Here is a 24814-nt window from a genome sequence, read left to right as displayed (position 1 = left end):
CAAGCAATAACGCCACGCTTGGGTATAGTTTTCATCAGTACTAACACAGAGATAATGAATTATGTATCACCATATCTTGGTTCCTGTCGATTTAAATGAGCAGGGCTTTGCAGATAAAGCAACCCAACTCGCCGTATGGCACGCCCAACAAAGTGGCGCTAAACTACACCTATTAACCGTTTTACCTGGTATTCATATGTCGATGGTGGCCACTTACTTTCCCCGTGATGCTGCAGCAAAAATGAAGCAGGATGTGCGAGAAAGGTTGGCACAATTTGCTCAGCAAAATGTTGCCTCTGACGTTGAATATCAACTGCATGTCGCAGAAGGAAAACCATACGCGACCATTCTGGAACATGCCGCTAAACTTCACGCCGACTTGATTATTATGCCGAGCCATAAACGTTCACGCATGGATAAAGTGATGCTGGGGTCTGTGGCCAGCAAAGTGGTTGAACACTCACCCATCAATGTGCTGGTTGTCAAACCACAAGGATAGATAATACCTCGGCGCTTCATGCGCCTTTTTTTGTTCGTTATTACCTATCAAATTAATTGTTCAATTCCCCTTTTCTTTTTGAGAATAATTATCAATAATGATTACATCAAAAAGAAACGGAGCGAGTAGACATTATGAAAAAGACATTAAGCTTTGCTGCTATACACTTTACCATCGCTTTCACTATCGCTTACATCCTAACTGGCGACATTATCCTCGGAAGTTTAATTGCAATGTTAGAGCCGATGGTGAACACCGTTGCTTTTTATTTCCACGAAAAAGCATGGACCAAACATCCATTCTTACTACGATATGCAAGTAAGCCACAGCTAAAAACCGCCAGCTTCGCTGTGATTCACTTCAGTGTTGCCTTTAGTATTGCTTACCTATTAACTGGCAGTTGGTTAGTTGGTGGCGTGATGGCGATGATTGAACCTAGCTTTAATACCTGCGCTTACTATTTCCACGAAAGATTGTGGCAAAGTATGCATCCACAGGCCAAAAGTTCAGAGCAAAATCATTGGGGCTGTGCCCATTAATCATCAAGGATTATAAAGGAAAGTGAGTGACACAAAGGTGCTCATTTAAACCTAATTTCAGCGCTACTTTTTGTCCATCTAACTCAACATTGATGGTATAAAGCGCAGCAGAATCAGGGTTCTCAGGCCGATAAATCTTGGGAGCCTCAACTTGAAATAGCGCACTCACACAATCACTACGAACATCAATCGGTAACTGATAAGTCATATGATCAAACTTGATCACTGCAGAAATCAACCCAGCCGCATACGATGTAAAAAATAAGCGAATCAGTAGTTCACATCCTCCACCATGATGCCAAATTTGCTCAGTGGTAATGTGTTCAAGCCGAACATGACGAATGCATTGTAAATAAGGCGCACGCCATATTCCCATTCGCTCGTCGTAACGCTGGGGTATTAACTCACCTAATACACACTGCTCCACCTCATCATGATCAATCAACGATTCTTCTTCTGGATAAAGAAATAGAATTTCGACCCGATTTCTACCTAGATTAAGCAAAGAGCGAATTTCTTTTTTATAGATTGCCTGAGTACCATCGCAATCAAACAGAGCCACCCCATTCAACCGCACCTCTGCATGATAATCGATCCCTTCTAGCACCAGATCGATCGCAGGATAACGCAGCAATTGCTCATCAACCTCAATATCGTGCATTAAATGCCATTCTTGTGCCGCAATAATAGATTCATCAAGTGATTCAGGTAAAACTGAACTAAGTGGTGCAGGAAAACAGAGATCCTGCTGTGGAATAGATAAATCGGTCAAGGGAGAAAGCTGCCAAAATCCGGCAAGAGAAAGTTGCATAATGGTTATCAAGGTTAATCTGTTTTCGCCATGTATACATGATCTAGATCAAAAACACCAGCATACCACTAGCCAAATATGAGCTTAAACTTGATGCTTAGCATGGCCGATACCAAATAGTTTGAAACTCTACTTCTTCTACAACACAGTTTTAAATAACAGACTCTATGTTTAAGTAGCCATTTCTCAAACACTGCCACGATCGATTTATCGCTGCAATTTGATGGCTTGAATCAAGGCGGAAATACCCTGCTCGACTTTGCTTTTTGGGCAACCTAGATTGAGTCTGAGGTAACCTTTACCTGAATCGCCATAAACGTCACCAGACATAATAGCGACATTGAATTGTTCAATTAACGCCTGATTAAGCATCACCATATCTAGATTCAGAACAGACAAATCGATCCACGCCAAATACGTCGCGTCTGGCACCAGATAGATCACGTCAGAAAATGTACTTTGTAGCGTTTCTTTCACGTATTTATGATTAGCTAATACATAATTATTGAGCGCATTTAACCAAGCTTCACCATGCTGGTAAGCTGCCATCGTCGCGAGAACGCCCATGATAGAAGGCGATGAAAGTCCATCCACTTCCTTGAGTTTATGCAGATAACGTTCACGCGTTTGTGAATCTGCAATCAGCGCATAAGCTCCGTTTAATGCGGGAATATTGAATGATTTAGACGCAGAAGTAACCACAGCCCAATCTTGCGTGTTTCCAAATCCCACGTATGGAATATGACGCTTAAAGCACACATCCATATGAATTTCGTCGGAAATCACTTTGACTCGATACTTTTCACAAAGTACAGCCATTTGTTCCAGCTCACTTTGGCACCAAACTCGCCCAGTTGGATTATGAGGACTGCACAACAGCAGCACGGTGTTATTCACGTCAGCAAGCTTTGTTTCTAGATCTGACCAATCAATATCAAATCGACCTTGCTGCCGGATAAGCTGGCTACGAACGCACGTCCGACCTTGCCCTTCAATCATCTTGTCAAACGCATCATAAGCAGGTGTATGGAACACTACGCCCTGCCCAGGCTGACTCCACTGCTCAATCAATTTTGATACGATATAGATAACCGATGGGCCGTACACCAATTGCTGAGTATCAATTTCGCATTCAAAACGAGTTCGATACCAATAACGAATTGCTGATTTAAAATCATCATGATTCCAGCGACTATAACCTAACACCGGATGTTCCAGCCGTTGTTTAAGCACATTGATGACCGGCTCTGGCGCAGCAAAATCCATATCTGAAATCGTGAATGGTAATAGACCTGCTTTACCAAATCTATCTTGAACATAATCCCATTGTGTGCAGTAAGTTCCGGTGCGATTAATGGGGGTATCAAAATCGAAATTTTGAGTCATACGAATCTTCCAATATTAAGATCCCTCATCACAATCACATTTGGGGGTTCTTTCGATTGTGACGAGGGGGAGCATCTATCAAAGTAATGATTAGCTAGCTGACATGATGGCTTGCATTTCGTTCTTCACTAGATGAACTTGCGTACCAATTACGACTTGCAGATTGTGTTCATCAAGCTTCACTACACCTAGCGCGCCGTTGGCTTTCAACTTAGCATCATCAACCAAACTCATATCATTAACAGACAAACGAAGACGAGTAATACAGTTATCCAATGCCATAATGTTCTCTTTGCCACCGAGTGCTGCCAGTACCGCAGCACCTTTGCCGGATTCGTTGATGAATGCGGCCTCAAGCTCTTTGTCTACTTCCGTGGTATCGATTTCACGACCTGGTGTTTTTAGGTTGAACTTAGTAATCGCAAACTTAAACACCGAGTAATAAACCACAAACCAAACACCTGCCACCAACGGCACTAAGTACCATTTCGTCGCTGTGCCTTGCAAGATACCGAATACCAAAAAGTCAATCAGATTGCCGTCTGTGTTACCGATGGTTACATCAAGTAAGCCCATGATCATAAAACCTAGACCCGTTAGAATCGCATGGACGAAGTAAAGCACGGGGGCAACAAATAGGAACAAAAATTCAAGCGGCTCAGTAATACCACCAACCACACAAGCTACAACGCCAGAGATAAGCAACGCTTTAATTTTTGAACGGTTCTCAGGGCGAGCACAGTGATACATCGCAAGAGCCGCACCCGGTAAACCACCTAAGAAAGTTGGCATTTTACCTTGAGACAAGAATGCCGTGACTTCCGGTGTAAACGCCTTCGTATCAGGACAAGACAATTCAGAGTAGAAGATGTTTAGCGCGCCAGACACCGTTTGACCACACACATCCATTGTACCGCCCGCTTCTGTGAATCGAATCAACGCCACCAAGATATGATGAAGACCGATTGGCAGCAGTAAACGTTCACCTGTACCAAACAGCATTGGACCGAAATCGCCAGCACCTTCAATTACATGACCGATGCCGTTAATACCCGCAGCAAAATACGGCCATACGAATGGGATGAACACACCGACAACACCCAACACCAATGCTGAAATGATCGGAACAAAGCGAGCGCCGCCAAAAAATGCCAGCGCATCCGGCATTCTAAAGGTATAAAAGCGTTGATGAAGCTTCGCAACGATCACACCAACGATAACCGCACCGAGAATCCCCGTATCAATCGACTCAATGCCGATAATGCTTTTCACACCATAAGCTGTACGTTCTGTTTCACTATCCAATACATTTGCTACGGTTAAGAAAAAGTTGATCGCTAGATTGAACGCTGCATAACCAACAAAACCTGCAAAACCTGCCACGCCTTTTTCTTCACGCGCCAAACCAAGAGGAATCGCAACCGCAAACATCACGGGTAAATAGATAAATGCGACAAGACCAATTTTAGTCATCCACATAAACAGGTATTGCAAAAGGGTATTATCTAAAAATGGAATGGCTTCTTTGATGGCTGAACTGGAAAACGAACTACCGACACCAAGAAGAATGCCTGAGAATGCCAGCAGCGCGACGGGTAACATGAAGGTCTTACCGAGGCTTTGTAAGAACTCCCACATCGTCGATTTATTACTTTTAGACATAGTTTGTCTCCGAAATTTAAAAGCTTGTAGGGCTCATGCACATCACATTATGTGCACATTAAGTATTATTTTTATGCGCTTAATATACATAGATAAAAATTTTGATAAAACGTTTTACCAACATTCTGTGATCCAGTTAAATAACTCTTTACATAAACCGTGTGGGACTTTCAAGTTAACGCTAATAGGGTTAAAGTTTACTGATAAAACGTTTTTTCAATCGATAAAGTGAATCTATGTTATCCAAAAAAGTGACTATCACAGAAGTTGCTCAGCATGCAGGCGTATCAATTACTACTGTCTCTATGGTGCTGGGGAATAAAGGACGGATATCTTCAGACACAATAGAAAAGGTCAACGCTGCGGTGGAGGAACTCGGCTATATCCGCAACCGTACTGCTGCCAACTTACGCTCTAACTCAAGTGAAATTATCGGACTGATTCTCAAAGACATCAGCGATCCTTACTATGCGGAAATCGCTGCAGGATTGAGTGAAGAGATAGAGCAACAAGGTTACATGTTATTTTTAGCTCAAAGTGGTGATAGCCAAGAAAAATTTGAAAAGTGTATTTTCACTATGGCAAACCAAGGCGTTGGTGGAATCGCATTTTGTCCAGTGGGTGAAAACCAACAGTTCAACGCAGAAAACTTAAGACAGCATAATCTACCAATGGTATGCATTTCACGAGCCTCGGTGGATAAGCAAATCGACTACGTAGGCCCAGACAATATGTACGCTGCTAAACTCGCGACAGAACATCTAATTCAGCAAGGTCATCGAAGAATTGCGTATGTCGGTGGTGCAAGTAGTTCATTGTGCCGTGCTGAGCGTATTGGCGGGTACTGTTCTTCTCTGATGCAATTTGGTTTACCCTTTAAATCAGAGTGGATCGTTGAATGTGAGAAAAGCCAAGCCTCTGCAGCACAAACCGTGCAGCAATTGTTGTTAGAACATCCACAAATCACCGCAATGCTTTGCCATCATTCATCAACAGCACTGGGCGCTGTCTATGGCATACATCGAGCTGGACGCTCAATCGGTAAAGATCAGTTTATTGGTGAGCAAATATCGGTAATCGGCTTTGATGATGTTGAAGAAGCAGAACTGATTGAGCCGTCGCTCACTTTTGTTAATTCCAATGCGCGCGAGATGGGAAGACAAGCCGCAAAACGATTGATCAATCAACTGAAACAAGAAGACGATGAACCTTATAGCTTAATCCTTCCACCAAAGCTCATTATTCGTGAGTCGGCGTGACGCCCCTACATCATTTTTCCACTGTTTTTAAGCATGGCTCCGCTGGTTAACAGTATCAAATGACCCACCATCCTAATGGTTATCTGTTAACCAAATCTCTTCATTTATAAAAAGTAATTAAGAGTTAGAGCGAGTGCTTAACGGAGAGAGGTATCAGCGCAAAAGCCTCACCATGTATGGCAAGGCCTTGATTAATAATGACTATTCTTCGTTATCGTCATCTTCTTCATCGTATAACGCGTCGTCACCTTCGTAATAGGTTCCCCATCCATCATAAATAACGTCAAATTTTTCGGCCAGATTGACTAATTTTTCAACTTGTTCATCAATAGCTTGAGGGTTTAGTACCGATGACATGGTCGCATCAAAACAGAGTAACTTATTACCCTCTTCATCTTCGGCTTCTTCAGCTTCCAGTACTTCAAAGCCAAGTTTAAATGCTTCAACCGCCGCTTTTTCTAACTTATCGAAGTCTTCTGAAAAGAAGTGGTGTTCAATTTCATATAAGGCTTCTGGATCACTGCCGTCATCGAGTAGCGCTTGAATAATTTCACGAGTCTCTTCTTTTTGCATGTCAATAAATGCTTCAACAGAGAGATAGTCATCATCATGAGACATAGCTGTGGCTCCAAGTAAATAGGCTTAAATTTTTGTGCGACGAAATATCGCACGGTTCCTCATAAATTACCACCAGCAAAATGATCTTCTACCGATCTTTTCTCTCGCTCGGTCAGGAATAGATGAGGCTCTCTCCAATATCGATTATTCCGTTCCGCCAACAGTTAACGCATCGAGTTTCAATGTCGGTTGCCCAACCCCAACTGGCACACTCTGTCCAGCTTTCCCACAGACACCGACACCACGATCAAGGCTCAGATCGTTACCAACCATAGAAACTTGCTGCATTGCCTCGATGCCAGATCCTATCAAGGTGGCTCCTTTAATTGGTTGAGTGATCTTACCGTTTTCTATTAGGTAAGCTTCTGATGCTGAGAACACGAATTTTCCTGAAGTAATATCAACTTGCCCCCCACCAAAGTTAGGGGCGTAAATTCCTTTTTTGACACTGGCGATGATCTCTTCTGGTGTATGTTGGCCTGGCAACATATAGGTATTGGTCATGCGGGGCATCGGCAAGTGCGCATAAGATTCACGGCGACCATTCCCTGTTGGCGCAACCCCCATAAGACGTGCGTTCAACTTATCTTGCATATACCCTTTGAGTACACCATTTTCAATCAACACATTATATTGTCCATTGACACCTTCATCATCAACGTTAAGTGAACCTCGCAGATCTTTTAACGTGCCATCATCAACAATTGTGCAAAGGTTTGAGGTGACTTTTTTGCCTATTTTTCCAGCAAACATCGATGATCCTTTACGATTGAAATCACCTTCTAACCCATGTCCGACAGCTTCATGTAGTAGAACCCCCGGCCAGCCAGAACCAAGTACCACGGGCATGGTTCCTGCCGGAGCGGCAACCGCCTCTAAATTGACTAACGCTTGTCGAATGGCTTCATCTGCATAAGCAAAGGCAATTTTCTGACCATTCTCCTCATTGAGAAAGTAATCGTAATTAAATCGACCACCGCCACCGGCGCTACCACGCTCGCGACGCTCACCTTTGGTCGCCAGTACCGAAATCGATAGGCGTACTAATGGACGGGTATCACCCGCATACGTCCCATCAGTCGCGGCGACTAGCATCTGCTCATGTACTCCACTTAAACTGATCGATACCTCTTGAATCAAAGGTTCTTTGGTACGGATATAAGCATCTAACTGCTGTAATAACTCGGTTTTTTTCTGTTTTTCCCAACTGTCTAACGGGTTAGCGGCTGCATAATAGTGCTGATTTTCGGTACGATGAAATGCTTTGACATGCGCATTTTTTCCTTGCTGAGCAATGCCTCGTGCGGCGATTGCACTCTGCTTTAAACCCTCTAATTGAATTTGATCAGCGTACGCAAAACCAGTTTTTTCGCCACTGATCGCTCTGACGCCTAACCCACAATCAATATTAAACGAGCCATCTTTAATAATGCTGTCTTCTAAGACCAAAGATTCATGCCAACTGGACTGAAAATAAATATCTGCATAATCAATGTCACGAGTGGTGATACTGGCCAAAGTATCAGCAATATCTTGCTCACTGAGGCCGGTAGGGGTTAGTAGTGCCTCTTCTATACGGGTAATACTCATAGCGGATTCTTTTTCTCTATCAATTGATTATAAAAACGTGTGTGTTCCATAACAGGCATGGTACGGCGAATGGATTCTATCTGCTTGACATCAATCTCTACCACTAAACATCCGGGCTCTTGAGCAAGTGAAGCGATCACCTCTCCCCATGGGCTGACAACCATGGAGTGTCCCCATGTTTCACGACCACAGGGGTGACGGCCCGTTTGACCGACGGCAATAACCCAGCACTGAGTTTCTATCGCTCTTGCCTGCAACAATATTTGCCAGTGGGCTTTGCCGGTTACCGCAGTAAAGGCGGCAGGTACCAATAACACTTGAGCCCCTTGCTGACGTAGCTGACAATATAGCTGAGGAAAACGCAGATCGTAACAGATCGACAAGCCTAACATACCGAGTGGTGTGTCTACGACCACCACTCGGTTACCAGCCGTAAATGTGGCCGATTCTCGGTAACGATGATGGCTATCTGCGATCTCCACATCAAATAGATGTAACTTGTCATAATCAGCTACCCGTTCACCTTGAGGATTAAACAGTATCGAGCTGCTGGTGATGCCATTTTGACGACGAATAGGCAAGCTACCCACCAAAAACCACATTTGATAACGTCTCGCCAACTTTGCCAATTTTTGTTGGATAGGCCCTTGAAGTAGAGGCTCAGCCTGTTGCCGATAATCCAGATGTCGTCCAAATAGAATGGCGTTTTCTGGTGTGAACGCCCATGTTACTTTTTGTTTCGCTAACTGGGCTAACTGCCGTTCAATCGCCTGAAGATTGTCACTGACCGATGAGCCTGAGGTCATTTGTATTAAACCTAACCTTGCCATACTAAACTCCTTATTCGGTTATTTCTTCAGTTTTTCTGGCAACTTAAACTCCCCTTTACTGCGCGATAACTCTTTCACCGTAGGCGAGTCAATCGGACCAATGACTTGATAATTAACTTGGGTAAAGACTTCCACCACAGGAGAGATAACCGTAGTAATCGCCAACACATACAAAGCCGTAGCGGGAGTAACGGCAAAAGCGGTCATCACTGGGAGTCCGGAGGTAATATCTGGAATAAAATTCACCTCAGCATCGACCGTGCGCGTATTTAAGTCCGCCATGCCTTTAATCGTCATCTCACCGGCAATCGCATCCATTTTGATGTTATTCGTGACAAAAATACCTTGCGAAAACTCACCACTGCCAGTGATGCGGCTAAATGCCATGCCTTTATCAAAAATATCACTAAAGTCTAGCTGCATTTTACGAATGATCGAATCAAGGCTAAAGATGCCTAGTAGCTTAGATGCGCCACTGACATTAGAGATCACCCCTTTACCTAATTTGGTTGCCAATTGACCTTGTAAAGTATTAACCTTCATCGACCAAGGAGAGCCTTGCCATTGCATCTGGCTAGTGATCTCAAATGGAGCTTTTTGGATACCAGAAGTAATTCCGAACCGCTCCATTAAATCGCTGTTATTTTCACCCTTCATCGCCAAATTCATACTGGTTTGACTGTCGTTTTCCGTGAGTGTCCACTCACCATTGATATGTATTTGGTTTGACCCGCTGACGATGTCAATTCGCTTCCACGCGAGAGTTTCACCTTGACGTTGAAAATCCATATTAAGCGTACCGACCTTATACCCCTGTAACCAAAAGTCATCAATCAGTAAGGTTAAATTGGGCATCAACGCATGGAATTGACGATCAAATTCAGAAATTAACGGCGCTTGTTGCTTTAATCTATCCACGAGCAAGGTACTGCCATCACTAGGTTTCATCTCAAGTTGGGGGAGATAAATATGCAAACGTTGCAACGAAATACTGAGATCATAAGGTTCAATATAGCTGGCCTGTCCTTGTATTTCTTGGCTATTGATCTCTGCCTGCCAGCCAAGATTTTTTTGTCGAGCTGAAAATTCGACATCATGCCACTCTAACTCCCCTAATGTGAGTTCCTTGACATGCACATCGATACGCTCAGGTAATGGTATTGGTGGGGGATTGATCGAATTCAATCTAGCACCAGAAGAGGAGGGTGATATTTGCTGAACAAGCGCTAACCACTGATCGACATTGAACCGTTCACTCCGTATTTGAGCCTGATGTCCCACAACCGGACTCATCTTAAAGCTACCTTGTCCAAGTAAAAGATAACTTGCCTTCAGTTCAGGCATTGACTGAGTGATGTCAATTTCTGCTTGATATTTGGCCTCAGGAAGCTGTAGCCGTGCTGAGATCGTTTGTTGATTACCTGAAGCCTGTAAACGTGCAACGCCAGGCGTATTGAATGATTTTGTGAATGGGTAAGGATAGTCACTGGTTATCGAGCGTAGGTTTACCTGCGTATCAATCTGATAAGTAAACCCCACATCACTAAGCTGAATATCGACTCCCATTTGCCAAGCGGCATGGCCAGATACAGGGGCTAGCCAGGACTCACCCACATAAGGTTTAAGCCGCGATGTTTCCCAGTCACCAAGCAGATCAATCGCCACATTATAACCTTGCTGAGCACTTTCGCCTTTGAAGTCAAAAGAGATCGGCTGGGTTAACAATTGAGCCGATAATCCAGCCGCCGTCACTCTATCATTATCAAAATGGATGCGTCCAGATACGGTTTCTAGCGTCATCGAGGGTGTTTGAATATTGACATGATTCTGCTTTAAATCAGCCCATCCCCAAGCTCGAATATCTCGGGTATGCTCAAATGGAATACTCAGTTGAAACTCAGAACTTACCGAACCATTCACCTCAATGGTTGTTAACGCTGCGCCAACCGAATCAACTAATGGCGTGGCGGTCATATAGTCTCGTACGGCATTGCCTTGCCCTTCGACAGTGGCATTTAGTTCTAACTTTCCGTCACTGGCAAGTTCCGCTATTTGTCCAACAATCCGCTGAGCTTTCACTCCCATCAGGGTCGCAGAACGTGAGTCGAGGTACATGGCATCGTTTTCAAAGAGTAAATCGAGCTGTAAATCGGTGATCGTTGGCCAAGCCGTATCGAAACTAAATTGTGCCTCTTTTAATCCGACCCAAGCTTGAAAAACGCCATTGTTCTTCGAATAAGGAAATTCATTCAATGCACCATACCAAAGTAACTTTGCTGTTTTTACTTTGCCGCCCTGAATTGAGGTCGAGAGGTAGTCGGTTAACTCTTGCCCTAATGCTAAAGTGGGTAAATAACGCCAAGTTTCACCGGCATTGTATAAATCAGCCTCAGCATAGAAGGAGAGAAAAGGTGGGCTTTGATGCGGAAAATCTAGCCGAAAAGCCCCTAATACTTGTAAATCTGGCGTAGCGGCAGTAATTTTATCCGCCCATAAAGACCAACCTTGTTCATTGTTCTGCCAAACAAGATCAAGCGCGGCTTGACGAACAGATAAAGGAGCTTGAAAAACTTCCCCATAAGGAAGCGTGTCATCGATCAATGAAGCATGAATCACAGCTTGATCTGGCGTACCTGAAATATAAGCTTGTAAGTGATGAACTTCCGGCAGTAATGCCCATTGATCAATCATTCCTTGATTGAGTTTAGCGGAATAATGAATCGGTTGATTGATGTGTTTGCTAATACGAATATCTTCGAGCCTGCCGTGTGGGTTAAGCTTAGCAACCCAAGTTCGAAGTTCATTTTTCTCTGGAACTAGCGTCATAAAGGGGGATAACGTTTCTAGCGCCAACTGAGAAACATTAACTCGCCAACGATCAGGCTGCCAATCAAACGCCACATCAAGGCTAGGCCAAGGTGTATGATCGGTACGTAAATTCAAGGCATGAGCACTCACCTGCCATCCCTTCGCTGTCGGAGATAGTTTAAGTATTCCTGACTCTAATAATAATTCATGCTGTTCTTGCCCATGCCAAGAAATTTCCGAGGGTTTTAGCTCCACATAGCCGTCAATCGGTTGGTTATGCTCAAGTGTCACCCAGGCATTAAAACTCACCACGCCGCGCTCAATACCGACTTCATCGGTGAAATATCGAGTCAGCCATGGACGCACTCTTAACTGATCAGCACTGATGTAAAAATTGCCTGAGATATCACGCAATGAACCATGATCCTGAAAATCGGCCCGTACATTTAATGAATTGATTTCACTATCGGCTAAACTAACGATCCCTTCCGCTCGATGCTGTTGTTCTTGGTTTTGCCAATGGAGTTTTTCAATTTCAATCTGGCGCAGATCGCCCGCCAGCGTTTGGTAAAAAACCCTAGAATCTTGAATAGAAAAATCATCAAGTTGACGTAAAAATAGGTTATCTATACGCTGCAGGATCACACCTTGACTATTAAATGAAGGGTTAGATTCCGCTTGCTGTAATGCTAACCAATCAATCGAACGAATATCTAAGTTCAGTTGGTGGATAATAAGGTTGGCAACCACAGGCTGACGTTGCAGTAGACTTTGTAATAAATCAAATTCCACATCCACACGTTGAGCCTGAAACTGGATCTGACTTCCGTCTGGCAAATTAGCCTGCACCCCCTCTAATGACAACGAAGGGTGAGTATTGCGCCAAAAGCCACGCACATCTGAAACAACCCATTGGATTTGAGTACCGTCACTCACCCAATGTTGAATTTCGTCTTTGAAACGATTCATTTCTGGCAACAGAACGCGTAGCAAGGTGACAAGCAAAGCCAGCACCACTAATACACTAATCAGTAGCCATAACACCATCCGCCCAAGGCGAGTTAAACTCGAAATCACCCACAATCCTACTTACATCATGACAACATCAAATTGCTCTTGAACATACAAAGATTCCGCTTTAATGCGCACTTCTTTACCAATAAAAACTTCAAGCTCAGCAAGAGAATGGGACTCATCCCCTTGTAAAGTTTCAGCCACTGCAGGTGAGGCATATACCACAAACTTATCCGCATCATAAGCACGATTGACTCGTGTTACTTCACGCAGAATTTCAAAACAAACGGTTTCCACGGTTTTCACTGTGCCGCGACCTTCACAAGTTGGACAAGTAGAACAGAGCACATGTTCAATACTTTCTCGGGTACGTTTACGGGTCATTTCAACTAAACCGAGATGAGTAAACCCATTAATATTGGTTTTCACTCTATCTTTGCTTAATGCGGCTTCTAAAGAAATTAACACTCGCTTACGATGTTCATCAGACGCCATATCGATAAAATCGATAATAATAATCCCACCAAGATTGCGTAGTCGTAGTTGGCGAGCAATAGCTTGCGTTGCTTCGACATTGATATTAAAAATCGTTTCTTCTAAGTTTCGCCGCCCTACAAAAGCGCCGGTATTAATATCTATCGTTGTCATGGCTTCGGTCTGATCAATGATCAGATAACCACCCGACTTCAACTCCACTTTTCGCTCTAATGAGCGTTGAATTTCATTTTCGGTATCGTACATGTCGAAGATAGGTTTATCCCCTTCGTACAAACACAGTTTATCCGTCAGTTCCGGAACAAATTCAGAGGTAAATTCAATCAGATTATCGTATTCAATCCGTGAGTCGACTAAAATTTTAGTCAAGTCTGTACCAACAAAATCTCTGATAATTCGTTGTGCAAGCCCTAGCTCACCATAGAGCGTTGAACGCGTTTTGTATTTCGCTCGGCGCTCCATCACTTTGCTCCACAAGCGCTTTAAGAAAGCGGCATCTTGGGCTAATTCTTTTTCATTTGCGCCTTCGGCTGCGGTACGAATAATAAAGCCGCCATGTTCATCGCAATAGTGAGCGACCACTTTTTTCAAGCGCTCTCGCTCACTTTCACTTTCGATCCGTTGAGAAACGCCAACATGGCTTGCGCCTGGCATATAAACCAGATAGCGCGAAGGAAGAGTAATATCAGTGGTCAGGCGAGCTCCTTTCGTACCAAGTGGATCTTTAACAACTTGTACTACGATATCTTGCCCTTGCCGAACCAGCTCTGAAATATCACGAACTTTAAACTGCTGTTTCTCGTTTTCTGACACACATTCAGTATGAGGAACAATATCGGAGGCATGTAAAAAAGCCGCTTTATCTAGCCCGATATCAACAAATGCCGCCTGCATCCCCGGTAATACCCGGCTCACTTTTCCTTTATAAATATTGCCAACAATACCGCGTTTAGCTTCACGTTCAATGTGGATTTCCTGTAGAACACCACCTTCAATCATAGCGACCCGAGTCTCACTCGGTGTCACGTTTAACAACAACTCCGCACTCATGAGCGCACCTCAATGATTAAAATTATAAAAATTCGTGCAAGAGCTGGTCAGTTTCATATAGCGGTAACCCAACGACCGCGTAATAGCTACCTTCAATCCTAGTTACAAACTTTCCACCCAATCCCTGAATAGCATAACTGCCAGCTTTATCGCATGGCTCACCACTTTGCCAATATTGTTCAATGTCGTGTTCAGATAGCGGCTTAAACCAAACATCCGTCGTGACAACCACAGTACGATGACGCGCCATCGTCGCCACCGTTACCGCCGTCATGACTTGATGGCGAGCCTGAGATAACTGCTGCAACATACGATGGGCATCAATAAAATTACTGGGTTTTTCCAACACCTGATCATCAAGCACAACAATGGTATCTGAGCCGATAACGATAGCGTTAGCCCCCGCTAATGTCAGACCTGCATAGGCTTTGTCTTGCGACAAACGTTCAACATATGCTCGGGGAGTTTCCCCTACTTGGCGTGATTCCTCTACGTTCGGAACGACAATATCGAAGGAGTAACCCAATTGGGTGAGCAACTCACGGCGTCTCGGTGAGCCGGACGCCAATACTAATTTTTTCTCACTCATTTTATATGCCAATGGCGTCGAACTCGACGCAGCAGTAAAAACATCCATGGCCAAAGTATACAGCTAATCACGCCACTCCAAAGAGAGAGAGGGTTAAAAGCCACATCTTGAATGAGATATTCGCCAAAAAAAATCAAAACTTCCAACCCCATGGCTAATAACGCAATAATGATCGCTTGCTGCCATAACGCCATATTACGCAGGACCAGAAAGTTCATCGCGACAAGATAAATGATGATCGACATCATCATACCGCGAATACCCAGAGTTGAACCAAGCAGTAAGTCCCAAAACAATCCAAGAGTGAAAGCAGTACCAACATTCACGCGATGTGGCAAAGCCATCACCCAATAGCAAGTCACCAGTAACAGCCATGAAGGACGCAATAGGTCAAGCGTCCCAGGCCAAGGAATGGTTTGCACCACTAACGCCAGTAAAAAAGATCCCCAAATAACGCTACGACTGGTCCAATCATTGTGCGCCATTATCGCTCTCCTTGGTCATTTGCTCCGGATTCGCTTGTAATACTTTTTGTTGGCGATCTTCATTTGGCCAAATTAATAGCAAGTAGCGCAGACGATTAAAATCCACCACGGGTGACGCTTTTATTGAAGCGAATTCACGTCGGGTGTCTTTATCAACGTGCGAAAGATAAGCGACAGGGTATCCTTCTGGGTAAACACCACCAAGGCCAGAAGTCACCAACATATCTCCCACCTCCATATCGGTGCTGGTTGCGATATGCTCTAACTGGATTTCATCGGTTTGTCCATTACCAGAGGCAACCACCCGAATATCATTACGAATATTTTGTACGGGTATAGCACTGTTGGGATCGACTAATAATAATACCCGACTATTATGTGCCGCCACGAAAGTCACCTGACCGACGATCCCTTTCTCATTAATCACCGGTTGACCTTCATAAACACCATCCAATCGCCCTTTATCGATCACCACTTGGTGTCGATAAGGCGAGGTATCGACCCCCATAACTTCAGCCACGACTTTTTTCTCATCTCGCACAAAAGACGAACCAAGCAGCTTACGTAACCGTTGATTTTCTTCCCGATATTGATCCAGTAAGATCAAATCGCTTTTTAGTGCTAACACTTCTCGTTTTAGACTGCGATTAGAGTCCATCAACTGTTGTCGAGAACTAAATCGTTCATAAAAACCATCGAACATACTGCGTGGCAAGTCGGCGGCATATTGAATTGGAGCGACCATGCTATTGAGTAGAAAACGAACTTGAGAAAATGCATCTAAACGACTATCAGCCAGCATGAGGCTGGCTGATACGATGATCGCAAAAAATAGACGTAGCTGAAGAGAAGGCCCTCGACCAAATATTGGCTTCATCTTAAACAATCCTAGATTTGTATTCTGGCATAGTGATCCTGCCAAAAAGCCATTATTCGTCGCTGAACAGATCGCCACCATGCATATCGATCATTTCTAAAGCTTTACCGCCACCACGGGCAACACAAGTCAGCGGATCTTCAGCAATCACCACGGGGATCCCCGTTTCTTCGGTTAATAGACGATCCAGCTCTTTTAATAAAGCGCCGCCGCCGGTCAGCACCATGCCATTTTCTGAGATATCCGACGCTAGCTCTGGTGGACACTGTTCTAACGCCACCATTACTGCGGAAACAATGCCACTTAATGGTTCTTGCAGCGCTTCGAGAATTTCATTGGAATTAAGGGTAAAGCTGCGCGGAACCCCTTCTGCCAAGTTTCGACCGCGAACTTCTATTTCTAAGACTTGATCACCCGGATAAGCTGAACCAATCTCATGTTTGATCTTTTCAGCGGTGGCTTCACCGATCAAGCTACCGTAGTTACGACGCACATAGTTAATGATCGCTTCATCAAAGCGGTCACCGCCGATACGTACGGAAGAAGAATAAACCACCCCATTAAGTGAGATAACCGCAACTTCAGTGGTCCCACCACCGATATCGATCACCATCGAGCCGGTTGGCTCAGAAACACGTAAACCTGCACCAATCGCCGCCGCCATCGGCTCGTCAATTAGATAAACTTCACGCGCACCAGCGCCGAGGGCTGATTCACGAATGGCACGACGTTCAACTTGCGTTGAACCACAAGGCACGCACACTAATACGCGTGGGCTGGGTTTTAGTACGCTGTTGTCATGCACTTGGCGAATAAAATGCTGCAGCATTTTTTCAGTCACGTAAAAATCGGCAATCACGCCGTCTTTCATGGGACGAATCGCAGAAATATTACCCGGTGTGCGACCCAGCATTTGTTTCGCTGCATGCCCCACGGCAGCAACGGTTTTTCCACCGCGGCCTTTGTCTTGGCGAATCGCAACGACAGAAGGTTCATCAAGAACAATCCCTTGTCCCTTTACATAAATAAGTGTGTTGGCTGTACCTAAATCTATTGATAGGTCATTGGAAAACATGCCACGAAGTTTCTTAAACATAATCTTCGTTCGTCCTGCAAGATGAATAAAATGAAAATTGCACTAAATGTACCAACGCCTTGCAATCACAGCAAGGCGTTGATCCATAAATATGAAGGAAAACCCAGAATATCTAACAGATTCCTAACTTAAACAGTGAAATCGGAATAAATGAACAGACATCTCTTTGCTAATTTAGCTCCCGCCACCAAATGACTCGGTCATTGCCACGGTACAAGCCAAATTGCACTTGGCCAGAGACACTATCATCCCAGGTTTCACTTTGAGAATTATAACGGCGTAACCAAGGTAGCCCATGCTGTTCTAAATTGAGTAGCGCTTTGATCACACCGCGATTGCTTACCCCCGGTGCGGTATAGTCTAGCCTTTTCATCCCTTGCTCTAAAGTCAATGGGCTTGTATCTGGCTGCATGGTTACGGTAACGGGAGGCTTAGACCCAGCTTGGTTAACACTAAAATCATTCGATTGAAACTCAAAAACGCTTAGCTGAGGTAACTCAGTACAGTTATCATGAGTGTTGGTTACAAATCCGTCTGAGGTATAATACTCACTGATGATTTTTTGCTGTAAGCCTTGTGTTTCAGGGCCAAACACATCTTCAATGGTTAAACGTCCCCAATACAACGGCATGGTTTGGTCGATATTTTCAAAGGTGTAACCTAAGCAATCCTCTGAGTAAGACGTCCGATAACAGACATCATCACTGTCTCTTAGATCATTGATTGACAATTGTAAGTTAAAGTCTGCATTAAACGGAACCATAGGATCTATCGGTTTTTGATAGCGCAGTTTTTCACCCATTAATATCACCCCACTGGTTGATGGGGATTGACGACTGACCGGAGCGATTAATTCGTTAGTAAAATCGATCGGGAAGTCATTATCATCAACAGCGTGATGATAAGCTCTCTCTGCCCATTGGTTGTTATAACGCCACCAATCGCCAATTAAATAATTAAGCGTATCCGAGCCACTACCTGATTTAGGCTGTAAATAAAGCCCTGGATTGTTCGCATAAGCAAACGGTTGGCCTAGGTAGGTAAAAGGTTGACCTTCTGTCGAACACGCAGAAGTCAATGTGACCGTCATCGGTGAGACAGCAAAATAAGCCGGGATAAAGCGCCCTATCGGCCCTGTTGACGTCACTGCAATCGGCAAATCAGCTTCAATTAAATTGAGGCCAAGATAAGAAGTAGGCGGCACTAATGAAAAATAAAACACCCCGACTTCACTCACACTCTGTTGAACGGTTGTAACCTCTCCAAACTCATGATCGTAATTTAGCGTACCAATAGAACCAGCAGAACCATTGGAAGGTTCAACCAGCGTATGATTGAGAATAATCGACTGTTGCTGATAATTAATTACTCCCAAATTATTGGTAAAGTCATTATCTTCATTCGGTTCAGCCGCTACCGCTTTGATATTAAGATTAAATCCTTCCCCCGCTCTTGCAAAAACCAAACAGCTTAAGTCAGCAGCAGGACACTTACCATCGGGATGAGCAGAGTTGTACGAGTGATTGGTACTAAGCACTAATGCACGCGGCACCCGAATAAAATTCGCTTGTCCAGTCAATTGTAAGTCTTGCTCATCGCCACTGCCATTAAAACGGGCGTGCAAAGCTAAGCTCCCCGCTTCGCGATAGGTAAGTTCAAATTCCGCTTGACCATTTTCATCAAAATACAGGCTACGATGACTCGGGGCTGCGCTATTATTGCTAATCGGTAAATCATCCACGACAACATTCATTGCTGAAAACCCTTGCCCTCCCGAAGGGGTAAGATATTCACTCCATAATGAAACATCTTTGTCTACACCAGCAAAACTTGGGATACATTGTTCAGGATTATCTCCTTTACTTAATGCAGTGATAGTTCCAGTGACTAATTGATTGGCATAAGCATGGGGGACATCGATAATGAAACCGCTATCAGAAAAAACTAATGAACAGTTTTGTGCTGAATAGTCACCAGTGCCATATCTGCATAAGTTGGTAGAAAAAGGTTTCGCAGTAGGAGTGGAATTTTGTACACCTACAGTCACACTTCCTGGAGTATTGCGCCTTAGTTTTAGATTGGCGATGCCATTCGAAAAGTTAATCTGCGGGCCATTAACCCATCCCCCACTAGCAGAAGGAGATGCATTAGGACTTAAATTAACACTAACTGGCTGCTGGTAAAGCTCGCTACAACTGCTATTTGCACAGGCTTGTATTTGTACATCAGCGGCATTACAAGTTAGCGCATCTGACGATGGTAAAGTAAAACGAAAATGATCGACCTGTTCACCAACCTCACGAGATTTTAACGCACAAACACGGAAATTATCGATTTCATGATGATTGACTGATGCACCTGTCGAGCCCGCGAGAGAAAGTAGAAAGTCAACGGGAGTTGCCCCTTGATTGGGATTACTCAACACGTTATACCAATCAATGATCGTTTGCATAGTGCCATTCACAGATCGATCGACGCGAACCCAAACGGCACCACCACTGCGCGAATCAATAGTGATGAAATAACGATGGCCGGGGCCTGCACCAGGAAAAGAACATCCGCCTCCCCACCATTGACATGTCCGACGCACATCTAATTTAGGATTGAGGTTGGCGTCAGTGCCCACTAAATATTGATAATTCGCTGACTCAGAGCCACGAATCGCCACAGCTTGCTCGCGAAAACCAGGACCACCTTGCCGCCCTTCGGTTGGGTTGGAATAGTTACCCCATTCATCTAAGCCAATACCCAGCCAGCCACCAGCAAACCCAGATACAGCTGGAGTCGTAGACGTTGGATTACGAGGCGCATAACCAAGTGAACCGCCAAACCCACCAGTACGTGGGGTTACGCTGGCATCAGAAAAAATTAGTGAAATCCCATCGGCACCATTACCTGTTAAATCCGCCCATGCGTAGTAATCCAACTCGACTTGCACTAAATTACCATCTGCAGGAAAAATTCGTTGATAAGTCACAGCGGTCGCTTGGTTTCCAATATCCTCGGTAAGACGCAAGCGGTCACTAACTATTCTCGGTGTAAAGTTACCACTACTGGTAAAAGGTACCCAGCTTTGCCCTAGGCTTGAGCGATTAAAATCATCGCTAAAGCAAGTATAGCCTTGTTGTTCAAATTGATTAATACGACTCGAACCCGACATCGTTAATTGCTTTGCGGTCACTCGGCCATTTAATACTGAATTATTATTTAAGGTCAGTTGATCTGCAGCATAAATATATCCATTTACAATACTTTGATTATTGAATGAGATACTACCATAAGCAACAATCGTCAAATTGCCCGTAGATGTTGCATTGAGTTGACTGCCAGAGATTTGGGTATTACCTAAAATAAAAATCCGTACATCACCATCAATGACCAATTGACTATTTTGGACGAAATTTGCTGACTCAAACCAATAATCTCCACTGCTTAAAATTGCTTTGGCATTTTGATTTAGTTGAAAATTTTTGATTCGATATCCATTATTGTTTGGCAAAAATGTCAGTTCACATCCACTAGTTAAATTAACTTGATTGAGCGTATTTATTGACGTGGATTGAGTGGTTGAACATTCAATAGTTTCATTCGAATTCCAAATAGGGAAAGAATTTGGCCCCGTAAGAGACAAAGACGGTGTCGATAAACTCCCCGTAACCACACATTGTTGACCATCACAACCATCACTAGGTAATCCAGCCCCAAGGTTAGAAGAACAAAACGCTAACGCCTGACCACCCGTTCCCGTTATTTTGGCTGAGTTATTTTGTGTAAATTGCGGATTCGGTGCACCACTACAACTACCATGACCTTGAGCAACCCGAGGGAAATAGATGCTATTATTAATCTCTTGGAAAGCGAAAGAATAGCTTGCAAAGCTCATTACCACCAAGGACAAAAATGCTTGTGCTAATCGCCATAGTTTAATTCTCACCCCGCACCCCCACTTGAATTGTCCGTTGCCATGGCCAGTCGCCACTGCTGCATTGTCCGATGCTGGTAATTTGCAGCACCGTTTGCTGATTATCTAATACACCGATATATTCACAGCTAACTTGCGCCGCACATTGCGCTAAGCCATCCCCTTGAAACTCAATGTTACTTGTAACAGGGGTATAATCCGGTGTTGAAAGCTGAGCATTTGACTGAGCAACGCGACAACTACTTTGTTGATTATTTTCTTGATAATAGCGGCTAATGGCGATCTCCGCTGCCGATCGAGCGGCCATTTCGGCGCGAGTACCCATCACCATCGACACCAACTGCTGGCTATTGCGCTGCTGATTACGATTGGCAACCGCGGCAACAAAGCCGACCACGACGATGATAAAAATAACCATCACCAAGCCGCTGCCTTGCTGGCTACGGCGCATTATAGATAAGTGCATTGTGATCAAACCTCACCTGTTCACCGCGATCTTCAAAGGTTAGTTCCATTTTAATTAAACCGTTGCGTTGCAAAACTGGCTCTGCTTCGACGAAATTAGCTTTGCTAATCTTTTCTGCCATCAATACCTTGGCATTGGGTTGCTGTGGGGGAAGTTGATTGAGCGTTAATGGGTAACCTTGATAACGGTAGATTTTTTTTTCAGCCTTGAGATAGCAGTACGCAACCAGTTCTCGATAGACATAGACGCGTCGAGCTGGCGATTGCAGTTCAAAGCTCGTTAGACGAGTGAAATCAAGTTCAACTTCATGGTGAGCATTCGCCTCAGAAAAAGTCACCTTATCGGTTAATTCGGCAACCTGCTGATGAGGGCCGACTGGATCAAGTGATTGACGTAACATCATTGGATTTGTCGGGTAAACAACAATTCGATCTCCCGCTTCTAGCGTCAAGTTATCTTGAGTTGACCGAAGTAGTGGCAACATTTTTATGCCGCTTGCCTGATGAGGCAATTGGCTATAAACCCCGCTATTGATAATCGGTAGAAACTCAATGCAGTCATTTTCGACGATGACGCTATTGGGTACCGCTTGGCGAATTTCACGGCTTAAGCGCTCAGTCATAAATTGGCCTTGCTGAATCAGCGCTTCACGAGATGTGCTGGTGGCATAAATACCCATGGCTTGACCAGCAATATTACCGAGAAACAGGCCGACAATGCCAAGTAAAATAATCGCCATCACCATCTCGATTAAGGTAAAACCACGTTGCATCAGTAGTTCCCCTTAATCGCAGCAAACGGGTAGCGGTTGCCTTGTGAATCAATAATCACCACCTCAATGCGTTTATAATGAGTACGCTGATTGGCATTAACGCTAGTAAACTGACCACTATTATCCTGTTCATAAAAGACATTAATGGTAACCGTAAAATTGCGATAACTGCTATCAAGAGTCTGACCAAGCACATCCTGAATCGGTCTAGGTTGATCCCCCGTGATAAAATCATCGACGTCGTTAAACAATGTTCGATCGTTTTCACCTGCCGTAATATCAGGCCCAAGTGCAGAAGGATCCGTGCAGAGACGCTCTTCTGGACCACTCAATAAACACTCAGGCAAACCGCCATTAGGGCCTGAATTGCGATCAAACTGACGCCCCAAAATTTCGTCCAATACTGCTCTGCCCAGCTCAGCGGCTTTGACTGCAATCACTTGCTCGGCGCTCTGCTGGGAACGCGGATACAGCGCTGCTGCCAAACCAGTAATGGCAATCGCGATAAGGGTAATAACAATGATCATTTCCACCAGGGTAAAACCGCGCGTCAAAGCACGCCTTAGCTTAATGGGCTTCACAGGCATAGATATAGCCCTCAGTATTAATGCACACTTGGCGCTGATCGGTGGCAGAAAAGATCGAAATCGTACAGACTTCTGTGTCACATTGAGCAACCCGACCAAGGGAATCAAAATCAAGGTAGGTTTGCCCGGTTTCAGTCACCATCGCTAAGTTTACCCCGTTGCGCTTGGCATCAAAAAAACCAGCATCTTGCTGCTCAAAACCCTGCTCCGCGCAATTGGCTACCGACTGATTAGTGGAAACAGGCCCGGCTTGATTAGCGGTTAAAACCCAGCGATTACAGAAACCGGTACGCTGCATGGCGCGGTTTTGGGTTAAGCGCAGTGAGGCGAGAATTTCTTGTTGGCTGGTGAGCGCGGCAAGCGAGCTGGTGCCCGAATAACGGCTGGCGGCATAGGCAGACAGAATACCGAGCAAAAGAATAATCACAATCAGCTCAACTAAGGTAAAGCCCAATGTTCGACGGGGTGATGGGGTCATCGTTGTCTCACCGAAGTGGGGATATCTAAATATTAATAAATTGCGTATCAATAGCCATTAAGCAGCTTATTCACTGCTTAATGGCTAAAATAATCAATTATTATTTACAACTTGCAATTGTAATGGTTGGCTCAGAAAAAGATACTGCTGGAGTCACGTCATATTTTACAAAACATTTAGTAGCATCATTAACACCAGTTTTAAATGTATAAGCAATCGAGTTTGTAGTATCTGAACCCGATACTACCTGCCAATCACTCTCTAAACCTGTAACTACTCGAGCTATACCTGTTTCACTGGCTGCAGGATAACCCCATACTAAACTCACGGCTCCAGAGACTCCATCAATAGTTACAGATCCAGAAGCACTAGCTTCATTACCAGATATAGCAGCATGACCATAAACTATTCCAGCCGCACCTTGCATTGCGCCTTTTAGACCTTGTAGCGAAGCGTCACGCGCATCGCCTTGTAAGTTTAAAAACCGTGGTGCTGCCGTGACCGCCAAAATCCCTAAAATTACAATCACGACCACTAATTCGATTAGGGTGAAACCGCCTTGTTTTTTCATTGCTACTCTCTCTTTATATATCAAAATCCATCGGATTAATTTAAGGTGACCGTGACACGGCCGGTTTTTAGATCATAAACAAATTGATGTTCACTCTTACCTTCTTGCTGAAGATAAGTGCACGTCCAATCTGAGCCATTCGCTTGAGCGGTATAACGCAGATTAGCCTTATTATCACCGCCAACCACTGCAACTTGCGGTGGGTTTTGCAGTAAATTTTCCATTAAAGCGACACATTGTTGATCGGTAAGGCTAGTTGGGAACGCGCCGCCATCATTAATCGCTATCGGGTAGCCATCACGAAATCCTGTGTCTGCGCCACTGCTGTCTTTGGCGCGAGTGAGCCAGAATTCAACCCCATCATAATCAATTGTGTTGTATGTCTGTCCCTCTGCCGAGATTGAGGGGCG

21 protein-coding genes and 1 pseudogene are annotated in these 24814 nt (G+C 44.3%); 3 read left to right on the top strand and 19 right to left on the bottom strand.

The window, feature by feature from the left end; translation table 11 throughout:
- Positions 1-61 precede the first annotated feature (61 nt).
- Together B7C60_RS11015 and B7C60_RS11010 are read left to right on the top strand one after the other, a co-directional pair.
- Positions 62-499 carry a universal stress protein gene (locus tag B7C60_RS11015; protein ID WP_099611703.1) on the top strand — a complete coding sequence of 146 codons (438 nt, stop codon included), beginning with the start codon at positions 62-64 and terminating at the stop codon, positions 497-499.
- Positions 500-633: 134 nt separating this feature from the next.
- Entirely contained in the window at positions 634-1038 is a 405-nt protein-coding gene (locus B7C60_RS11010; RefSeq protein WP_099611702.1) for a DUF2061 domain-containing protein, read from the top strand.
- A gap of 10 nt (positions 1039-1048) precedes the next feature.
- Here the strand turns inward: B7C60_RS11010 and B7C60_RS11005 are convergent, their stop codons facing one another.
- The 3 genes from B7C60_RS11005 to malX all read right to left on the bottom strand — a co-directional run bounded on the left by B7C60_RS11005 (position 1049) and on the right by malX (position 4897).
- The gene (locus tag B7C60_RS11005; protein WP_099611701.1) at positions 1049-1849 is read right to left on the bottom strand and encodes a glycosyl hydrolase 2 galactose-binding domain-containing protein; all 801 of its coding nucleotides are present in this window, start codon (positions 1847-1849) and stop codon (positions 1049-1051) included.
- Between the two features lie 207 nt (positions 1850-2056).
- Entirely contained in the window at positions 2057-3235 is a 1179-nt protein-coding gene (locus B7C60_RS11000; RefSeq protein ID WP_099611700.1) for a MalY/PatB family protein, read from the bottom strand.
- 90 nt (positions 3236-3325) lie between these two features.
- Entirely contained in the window at positions 3326-4897 is a 1572-nt protein-coding gene (gene malX, locus B7C60_RS10995) for a maltose/glucose-specific PTS transporter subunit IIBC (RefSeq protein ID WP_099611699.1), read from the bottom strand.
- 236 nt (positions 4898-5133) lie between these two features.
- On the opposite strand from malX, the gene malI reads away from it, so the two are divergent.
- Positions 5134-6156 (top strand): Mal regulon transcriptional regulator MalI, encoded by a 1023-nt coding sequence (malI, locus tag B7C60_RS10990; protein WP_099611698.1) that lies wholly within the window; start codon positions 5134-5136, stop codon positions 6154-6156.
- Positions 6157-6357: 201 nt separating this feature from the next.
- Here malI and rraB read toward each other — a convergent pair whose 3' ends face one another.
- From rraB to B7C60_RS10910, 16 genes and pseudogenes are all read right to left on the bottom strand, one after another.
- Entirely contained in the window at positions 6358-6774 is a 417-nt protein-coding gene (gene rraB / locus B7C60_RS10985) for a ribonuclease E inhibitor RraB (RefSeq protein WP_099611697.1), read from the bottom strand.
- 144 nt (positions 6775-6918) lie between these two features.
- Complete coding sequence (tldD, locus tag B7C60_RS10980; protein WP_099611696.1) at positions 6919-8364, bottom strand: metalloprotease TldD; 1446 nt, start codon at positions 8362-8364, stop codon at positions 6919-6921.
- Positions 8361-9194 carry a carbon-nitrogen hydrolase family protein gene (locus B7C60_RS10975; protein ID WP_099611695.1) on the bottom strand — a complete coding sequence of 278 codons (834 nt, stop codon included), beginning with the start codon at positions 9192-9194 and terminating at the stop codon, positions 8361-8363. The genes tldD and B7C60_RS10975 overlap by 4 nt, the downstream gene beginning before the upstream one ends.
- An 18-nt stretch (positions 9195-9212) precedes the next feature.
- Positions 9213-13079 (bottom strand): YhdP family protein, encoded by a 3867-nt coding sequence (locus B7C60_RS10970; RefSeq protein WP_099611694.1) that lies wholly within the window; start codon positions 13077-13079, stop codon positions 9213-9215.
- A 12-nt stretch (positions 13080-13091) separates the two neighbouring features.
- Positions 13092-14561: a ribonuclease G gene (gene rng, locus B7C60_RS10965; protein WP_099611693.1), complete on the bottom strand. Its 1470-nt coding sequence runs from the start codon at positions 14559-14561 to the stop codon at positions 13092-13094.
- 22 nt (positions 14562-14583) lie between these two features.
- The gene (locus B7C60_RS10960) at positions 14584-15150 is read right to left on the bottom strand and encodes a Maf family protein (RefSeq protein ID WP_099611692.1); all 567 of its coding nucleotides are present in this window, start codon (positions 15148-15150) and stop codon (positions 14584-14586) included.
- Positions 15147-15635 carry a rod shape-determining protein MreD gene (mreD, locus tag B7C60_RS10955; RefSeq protein ID WP_099611691.1) on the bottom strand — a complete coding sequence of 163 codons (489 nt, stop codon included), beginning with the start codon at positions 15633-15635 and terminating at the stop codon, positions 15147-15149. The genes B7C60_RS10960 and mreD overlap by 4 nt, the downstream gene beginning before the upstream one ends.
- Entirely contained in the window at positions 15622-16512 is an 891-nt protein-coding gene (mreC, locus tag B7C60_RS10950) for a rod shape-determining protein MreC (protein WP_099611690.1), read from the bottom strand. The genes mreD and mreC overlap by 14 nt, the downstream gene beginning before the upstream one ends.
- 52 nt (positions 16513-16564) lie before the next feature.
- Positions 16565-17608 carry a rod shape-determining protein gene (locus B7C60_RS10945; protein WP_099611689.1) on the bottom strand — a complete coding sequence of 348 codons (1044 nt, stop codon included), beginning with the start codon at positions 17606-17608 and terminating at the stop codon, positions 16565-16567.
- Positions 17609-17777: 169 nt separating this feature from the next.
- Positions 17778-21536, bottom strand: coding sequence for a DUF6701 domain-containing protein (locus B7C60_RS10940; protein WP_425445511.1), 3759 nt, complete (start codon positions 21534-21536; stop codon positions 17778-17780).
- A complete protein-coding gene (locus B7C60_RS10935; RefSeq protein ID WP_099611687.1) occupies positions 21532-21996 on the bottom strand; it encodes an MSHA biogenesis protein MshP in 465 nt (154 codons plus the stop codon). Before B7C60_RS10935 ends, B7C60_RS10940 begins: the two co-directional genes overlap by 5 nt.
- Entirely contained in the window at positions 21971-22768 is a 798-nt protein-coding gene (locus B7C60_RS10930) for a PilW family protein (protein WP_099611686.1), read from the bottom strand. The genes B7C60_RS10935 and B7C60_RS10930 overlap by 26 nt, the downstream gene beginning before the upstream one ends.
- Entirely contained in the window at positions 22768-23355 is a 588-nt protein-coding gene (locus tag B7C60_RS10925; RefSeq protein ID WP_099611685.1) for a prepilin-type N-terminal cleavage/methylation domain-containing protein, read from the bottom strand. The genes B7C60_RS10930 and B7C60_RS10925 overlap by 1 nt, the downstream gene beginning before the upstream one ends.
- A complete protein-coding gene (locus tag B7C60_RS10920) occupies positions 23336-23833 on the bottom strand; it encodes a prepilin-type N-terminal cleavage/methylation domain-containing protein (RefSeq protein WP_099611684.1) in 498 nt (165 codons plus the stop codon). The genes B7C60_RS10925 and B7C60_RS10920 overlap by 20 nt, the downstream gene beginning before the upstream one ends.
- A 100-nt stretch (positions 23834-23933) precedes the next feature.
- Positions 23934-24404: a type II secretion system protein gene (locus B7C60_RS10915; protein ID WP_099611683.1), complete on the bottom strand. Its 471-nt coding sequence runs from the start codon at positions 24402-24404 to the stop codon at positions 23934-23936.
- 35 nt (positions 24405-24439) lie between these two features.
- A pseudogene (locus tag B7C60_RS10910) lies at positions 24440-24814 on the bottom strand (prepilin-type N-terminal cleavage/methylation domain-containing protein); the annotation flags it as partial.

Source organism: Vibrio fujianensis, from assembly GCF_002749895.1.
GTDB lineage: Bacteria > Pseudomonadota > Gammaproteobacteria > Enterobacterales > Vibrionaceae > Vibrio > Vibrio fujianensis.
Note: the sequence above shows the minus strand (reverse complement) of the source record. Positions and strands in the feature narration are given on the sequence as shown.

What these genes read in the sequence shown, in the direction of transcription:
- B7C60_RS11015 (WP_099611703.1), top strand. Translation starts at nt 62, where the DNA reads ATGTATCACCATATCTTGGTTCCTGTCGATTTAAATGAGCAGGGCTTT.
- B7C60_RS11010 (WP_099611702.1), top strand. Translation starts at nt 634, where the DNA reads ATGAAAAAGACATTAAGCTTTGCTGCTATACACTTTACCATCGCTTTC.
- B7C60_RS11005 (WP_099611701.1), bottom strand. Translation starts at nt 1,849, where the DNA reads ATGCAACTTTCTCTTGCCGGATTTTGGCAGCTTTCTCCCTTGACCGAT.
- B7C60_RS11000 (WP_099611700.1), bottom strand. Translation starts at nt 3,235, where the DNA reads ATGACTCAAAATTTCGATTTTGATACCCCCATTAATCGCACCGGAACT.
- malX (WP_099611699.1), bottom strand. Translation starts at nt 4,897, where the DNA reads ATGTCTAAAAGTAATAAATCGACGATGTGGGAGTTCTTACAAAGCCTC.
- malI (WP_099611698.1), top strand. Translation starts at nt 5,134, where the DNA reads ATGTTATCCAAAAAAGTGACTATCACAGAAGTTGCTCAGCATGCAGGC.
- rraB (WP_099611697.1), bottom strand. Translation starts at nt 6,774, where the DNA reads ATGTCTCATGATGATGACTATCTCTCTGTTGAAGCATTTATTGACATG.
- tldD (WP_099611696.1), bottom strand. Translation starts at nt 8,364, where the DNA reads ATGAGTATTACCCGTATAGAAGAGGCACTACTAACCCCTACCGGCCTC.
- B7C60_RS10975 (WP_099611695.1), bottom strand. Translation starts at nt 9,194, where the DNA reads ATGGCAAGGTTAGGTTTAATACAAATGACCTCAGGCTCATCGGTCAGT.
- rng (WP_099611693.1), bottom strand. Translation starts at nt 14,561, where the DNA reads ATGAGTGCGGAGTTGTTGTTAAACGTGACACCGAGTGAGACTCGGGTC.
- B7C60_RS10960 (WP_099611692.1), bottom strand. Translation starts at nt 15,150, where the DNA reads ATGAGTGAGAAAAAATTAGTATTGGCGTCCGGCTCACCGAGACGCCGT.
- mreD (WP_099611691.1), bottom strand. Translation starts at nt 15,635, where the DNA reads ATGGCGCACAATGATTGGACCAGTCGTAGCGTTATTTGGGGATCTTTT.
- mreC (WP_099611690.1), bottom strand. Translation starts at nt 16,512, where the DNA reads ATGAAGCCAATATTTGGTCGAGGGCCTTCTCTTCAGCTACGTCTATTT.
- B7C60_RS10945 (WP_099611689.1), bottom strand. Translation starts at nt 17,608, where the DNA reads ATGTTTAAGAAACTTCGTGGCATGTTTTCCAATGACCTATCAATAGAT.
- B7C60_RS10935 (WP_099611687.1), bottom strand. Translation starts at nt 21,996, where the DNA reads ATGCACTTATCTATAATGCGCCGTAGCCAGCAAGGCAGCGGCTTGGTG.
- B7C60_RS10930 (WP_099611686.1), bottom strand. Translation starts at nt 22,768, where the DNA reads ATGCAACGTGGTTTTACCTTAATCGAGATGGTGATGGCGATTATTTTA.
- B7C60_RS10925 (WP_099611685.1), bottom strand. Translation starts at nt 23,355, where the DNA reads ATGCCTGTGAAGCCCATTAAGCTAAGGCGTGCTTTGACGCGCGGTTTT.
- B7C60_RS10920 (WP_099611684.1), bottom strand. Translation starts at nt 23,833, where the DNA reads ATGACCCCATCACCCCGTCGAACATTGGGCTTTACCTTAGTTGAGCTG.
- B7C60_RS10915 (WP_099611683.1), bottom strand. Translation starts at nt 24,404, where the DNA reads ATGAAAAAACAAGGCGGTTTCACCCTAATCGAATTAGTGGTCGTGATT.